The sequence below is a fragment of the Polaromonas sp. genome, from assembly GCF_041689105.1.
Classification (GTDB): Bacteria; Pseudomonadota; Gammaproteobacteria; order Burkholderiales; family Burkholderiaceae_C; genus Polaromonas.
In genome coordinates, this window is record NZ_JBDNGU010000156.1 from 1 (window position 1) to 4,239 (window position 4,239).

The 4,239-nt window shown below is 55.5% G+C and carries 1 protein-coding gene and 1 pseudogene; one reads left to right on the forward strand and one right to left on the reverse strand.

The genetic code is table 11. From position 1 onward, the window contains the following. Nucleotides 1-1,063: 1,063 nt before the first annotated feature. Nucleotides 1,064-3,040 carry a trypsin-like peptidase domain-containing protein gene (locus tag ACESMT_RS16265; protein WP_372827646.1) on the forward strand — a complete coding sequence of 659 codons (1,977 nt, stop codon included), beginning with the start codon at nt 1,064-1,066 and terminating at the stop codon, nt 3,038-3,040. A gap of 981 nt (nt 3,041-4,021) precedes the next feature. Here ACESMT_RS16265 and ACESMT_RS16270 read toward each other — a convergent pair. Beyond that, nucleotides 4,022-4,239: pseudogene (locus ACESMT_RS16270) on the reverse strand (hypothetical protein); the annotation flags it as partial.

The following is a 4,239-nucleotide window of genomic DNA, read 5'->3' on the forward strand; positions in this document are numbered from 1 at the left end:
GGGGGCGGACGGGCAGTTCAGCGCCGGGGCCAAAGCCGCGCAGCGGCGAGGCCCACGGGCTGGCGGGGGCAGACACAACATGACTGGCCGCAGGCCACTGACTAAGCACACTGCGCGCAGCGCCTGACTGATGCCACGGTGCAGGCACACCACAAGGGCGCGCAGACGGCGGCGCGTAGGGCGTGTACCCGCGACCGGGGAGCGCCGACGGCTGTGTGACCGTCTCCAGCGAAGGCCACTTTGCATAAGGTCTGTTTTGGACACCCGTGAGGGCGCGCAGCGGTGGGGTGCACCAAGTGGAGCTTCAGCGGAACGACTGCGCCACACTTTCCAAAATGCGGCCTTATGTAAAAGCGAAGCGGGTGGCCGTAGCGGGCATGCACCACTATTACCTGCCGCCCTCCGGCGGCGCTGATAAACACTCCGGGTGTCTGGCCAGGGCGGTACTCCGCCTTGGCCACTGACTGGGGCTACAACGCATCGAACAGGGGTAAGCGGTGATGCTGGGTGGACTGACCCACAGCGCGCAGCGCAACGCAATCAAAAAGGCAGGCCGCACGGCATGACCGCGCTGGTGGCCGTTGCTGCGCGACAGCTTGGTGGTGATTGGCAATGACGGTACTACGCCGTTACCACTGACCAAAGCCACAGAATCCCGCCCAATACTTCAAGATTGTCGAGCTTACACCCCACGAATGGGGGATTTGCGTCAATGTTGATTAACGTTCATACTGCCATTTACAAAGAGTTGCCCACGAAAAAGGTACTGACCGCCCTTGCTGGGCTTGCACCGATTCTGTCGTTTGCGCAAACGTTATGTCCGAATGGGCTACGTGTGAGTCAAGGCCCTTACTCCATGTGCCCTGCTGGCACCTTCGTTGGTAATGGACGGCGATGCACGATGGCTCTGGATGGTTCTTTTGTCGGTGGCGGTGGCAGTAAAACCACGATGGGTCCAGATGGGACATTTGCTGGTGGGGGGGGGGGTAGCGTGTGATGACTCCTGATGGAAAATTTGTCGGGCGGTAGCGGACGCTAAGGCACTCTAATCGAAAGGCGCGCAATGAAGTTAACTGGACTTGCGGCGACATCGGCGCATAGGCCTGCAAAGGCGCTAGTCGGCGTTGCAATCGTTGTACTGTTTTCTCTGTCCTTTTCAAATGCTCGCGCTAATGCTTGGGCGGGGGCACTTGAGGGTTTTGGTAGAGCAATAGCGGAACAAGCGCAGCAACAACAAGAGTTTGATCGTCAAAAGCAGTTGTTGGAGTACCAGCACAAGCTGGAACTTGAACGGCTGGAACGCAATGCGTTACGGGAACGCCAGAGGTTGGATCGACAAGCGCAAATTGACCGTGAACAACGTGCTGAACATGAGCGGCGCCAAGAGGCAGTGCGTCAACAACAGCGAGTAGCCGAGGACAAACGGTTGCAAGAGGAAGCTGACAAGAAGCGCAACGCGACCACCACAGGCACAGGTTTTTTTGTAGCTCCTGGCGGTTATTTGATTACTAATCATCATGTTGTTGATGAAGCGACTGACTTCGCTATTCGTGACTATAAGGGCAGATATTTCAAGGCTACAGTTATATCCAAAGATGCTAGCCGTGACCTTGCGCTTTTGAAAGTGGATGCGGCGTTTCCAGCCTTGCAGATTGCTCACTCAGATGCAGTCTCAAAAGGGCAGCGAGTAATCGCAGTTGGTTACCCCCAGGTTTCTATTCAGGGTAATGAATCCAAGGTGACTGATGGATTGATCAGTAGCTTGTCCGGGATACGCAACGACGAGAACTGGTTTCAGATTTCAGTACCCATACAGGGCGGAAATTCTGGCGGGCCACTCGTTACAGAAAATGGTTCAGTTGTCGGGGTGGTTGTGGCAACGGCGAATGCGTCTAGGTATTTTAAAAACACTGGCAACCTACCTCAGAGCATCAACTACGCAATTAAGTCGAAAATTCTTTTGGATTTCCTGAAAGCACAGAATATCCAAATTCCATTCGCGACCAAGGGCAAAGTGGGCGTTGACGCGATTGATGCATCGACAGTCATGATCATCGCCAAGAATAGTCCGCTTGACTTGGTTTACACCCCGTCTCCTGAACAACTTGCAAGGGAAGCACGCGGAAAATCGATGGCTGCAGCCGACGAACGGCGCACCGAAAAGCAACGTAGTGATGAAATCGCTTTTGCATCAAAACGTGACCTTGCTGTTTCGAAGGCGTATCCGGATTGGAATGAAACCAAGGGAAGCGACATCTTCGTCGCGTGGTTGGCTGAGCAAAAAATAGATATTGCAACGAAGCTCGATTCACCAAGAGCGTCAGACGTGATTGCGGTCATCAAGCAATATCAGGCTGAATTGCCGAAATTCGTAAATCGGTATGTCGCGACAGTTACGCGTCCGAAGTCCCCAATACCTGCGCCGGTCGTGGCAGTTGCACCGCCGCCAAGCCCCATGCCACAGATTCCAGTAGTGGTTGAGCCACCGCTTGTGCAGGCCCAGACGTTTGAGCAGTCGTCTTTGGCTCATGAGCGCAAAGATTACCGCACGGCTTTTGCGGGGTTTGCAAAGCTGGCCGAGCAGGGTCACGCCGCTGCGCAGAATAACTTGGGCGTGATGTATAAAGACGGTCAAGGCGTGTCCAAGGATAACGAGCAAGCCTCGGTGTGGTATCGCAAAGCTGCCGAGCAGGGGAATGCCTCCGCACAGTTCAACCTGGGCTTGATGTATCTCGGCGGCCAGGGCGTGCCCAAAGACGAGCCTCTGGCTGTAGCGTGGTACAGGAAAGCTGCCGAGCAAGAGCATGCCAATGCGCAGTACAACCTAGGCTTGATGTATGCCCAGGGTCGTGGGATTCCCAAGGACGAACAATCAGCTTATTTCTGGTGGCTACTGGCCAGTGCACAGGGGACTCAAGCGGTAGAAAACCGTGATATTGTGGGTCGCACTTTATCACCTGAGCAACGCGCCGCCGCGCGAGCCGCCGCGCTCAACTGGAAACCCAAAGCCATCTCGTACCCCAGCATCGTTACCCGTTGAAATGACGCTGGCGCCGGAAGAGTTAAGTTAGTTTCGGCTTAGCGGCCACAAACAATTCTCTACGACGTCGCAACTACGAAGGTAAATCCATGCACAAAAAAATCAAAGTAATCCTAATGTCTGGCCTACTGTTATCGGCGGCAAATGTGTTCGCTAACTGTGTCGGGTCTACCGGCCCAGGCGGGGTGTGTTCCACTGGCCCAGGTGGTGGGTTGTCTACCGGCCCCGGCGGCGGTCTTTCAACTGGCCCGGGTGGTGGACTATCTACTGGGCCTGGCGGCGGGCGCTCCACTGGCCCGGGTGGCGGCCTTTCCACTGGCCCCGGCGGCGGGCTCTCCACCGGCCCAGGTGGTGGGATGTCTACGGGCCCTGGTGGCGGGATGTCTACCGGTCCCGGCGGCGGTCTTTCAACTGGCCCGGGTGGTGGGTGCTCCACAAGTGACAACGGCAATTGGCGCACACCAAATCTAAACTGCCGTTAATACACGTCGCACGACGTTACCGGTTAGCCATCGCAAGCGTGTGAGTGACTGGCCGTTTGCCTCACGCTTCGCGCGCGCGTACTTGGTGACAAAGGGCAAGAACGACACTTGTCCAATTTTCAGCCGGGTGGTGTTAATTTGAATGTTTTCAAATGGGGGATTTTTTCTGCGCGTGAGAAACAGTGGGGTGTCCCGCTGCCACTGCCGCCAGACTTTCAGGCCCCCCCTTGCACGCTATGCTATTTTCAGGCGGTGCAGGTGGGTGACCAGTTCTCGATGAAATTATCAACGTAGAATTGTTTCGTTCATGGTCAGCCCACAGTTGGATGTCAGTCAAGCAAGTCCACATTGAGTGCGGACTTAATTTAGACAAAAAACTGAATCATGGGCGAGAGTGTGGTGGTTCGCCAAATTTCTTCATACGTGGGATATAGGGCGATTCAGCATTCGCGCCAGGAAATGGAACCCTTGGTTGACTTCATAGTTAATCAAGGGTTTTTCATTTGCTGAGTGTTGTCACCAACTCCCGCGCCTGCCTGATTTCGGCATTCACCACCTTGGACAACTCCCGCAGTTGCTGCCGGTGACCGCCGCGCCAGGAGTTGCGGGCGACACGCGCCTTACCCGCTTGCGACTTAGGCCCGGTGGACTTTGCCCACGGCTTCACTATCTGCCTTCCGCAAAAACAGGCAATGACTACTAACAGCAAAGAAACCC